The sequence below is a fragment of the Pseudarthrobacter sp. 902506025 genome (assembly GCF_040702325.1).
Lineage (GTDB): Bacteria > Actinomycetota > Actinomycetes > Actinomycetales > Micrococcaceae > Arthrobacter.
The window spans coordinates 1-1,288 of the sequence record NZ_JBFBKW010000025.1 but is presented as its reverse complement, the minus strand read 5'-3'; the positions used below and the strand labels follow the sequence as shown (position 1 = coordinate 1,288).

Annotated in this window: 1 rRNA gene (cut by a window edge); it reads left to right on the top strand. The window is 54.5% G+C overall.

The window, feature by feature from the left end:
- Positions 1–1,288: ribosomal RNA gene (locus AB0280_RS21490) — 23S ribosomal RNA — on the top strand (its annotated part extends 1,828 nt beyond the left edge of the window); the annotation flags it as partial.

Below are 1,288 nucleotides of genomic sequence, written 5' to 3'. Positions count from 1 at the left end.
ATGTGCCTGAGATCTGATGGGACCCCCGTTTGGGGGGATTTGGTGATCCTATGCTGCCGAGAAAAGCATCGACGCGAGGTTTTAGCCGCCCGTACCCCAAACCGACACAGGTGATCAGGTAGAGAATACTAAGGCGATCGAGAGAATTATGGTTAAGGAACTCGGCAAAATGCCCCCGTAACTTCGGGAGAAGGGGGGCCCCAACCTTGAACGGACTTCGCGTCCGGGAGGGGATCGGGGCCGCAGAGACCAGGGGGAAGCGACTGTTTACTAAAAACACAGGTCCGTGCGAAGTCGCAAGACGATGTATACGGACTGACTCCTGCCCGGTGCTGGAAGGTTAAGAGGACCGGTTAGCCTCACGGCGAAGCTGAGAATTTAAGCCCCAGTAAACGGCGGTGGTAACTATAACCATCCTAAGGTAGCGAAATTCCTTGTCGGGTAAGTTCCGACCTGCACGAATGGAGTAACGACTTCCCCGCTGTCTCAACCATAAACTCGGCGAAATTGCAGTACGAGTAAAGATGCTCGTTACGCGCAGCAGGACGGAAAGACCCCGAGACCTTTACTATAGTTTGGTATTGGTGTTCGGAGTGGCTTGTGTAGGATAGGTGGGAGACGTTGAAGCCCGGACGCCAGTTCGGGTGGAGTCATCGTTGAAATACCACTCTGGTCACTTTGGACATCTAACTTCGGCCCGTAATCCGGGTCAGGGACAGTGCCTGATGGGTAGTTTAACTGGGGCGGTTGCCTCCTAAAAAGTAACGGAGGCGCCCAAAGGTTCCCTCAGCCTGGTTGGCAATCAGGTGTCGAGTGTAAGTGCACAAGGGAGCTTGACTGTGAGAGAGACATCTCGAGCAGGGACGAAAGTCGGGACTAGTGATCCGGCGGTACATTGTGGAATGGCCGTCGCTCAACGGATAAAAGGTACCTCGGGGATAACAGGCTGATCTTGCCCAAGAGTCCATATCGACGGCATGGTTTGGCACCTCGATGTCGGCTCGTCGCATCCTGGGGCTGGAGTAGGTCCCAAGGGTTGGGCTGTTCGCCCATTAAAGCGGTACGCGAGCTGGGTTTAGAACGTCGTGAGACAGTTCGGTCCCTATCCGCTGCGCGCGCAGGAAATTTGAGAAGGGCTGTCCTTAGTACGAGAGGACCGGGACGGACGAACCTCTGGTGTGTCAGTTGTACTGCCAAGTGCACCGCTGATTAGCTACGTTCGGATGGGATAACCGCTGAAAGCATCTAAGCGGGAAGCTCGCTTCAAGATGAGATTTCCATACACATT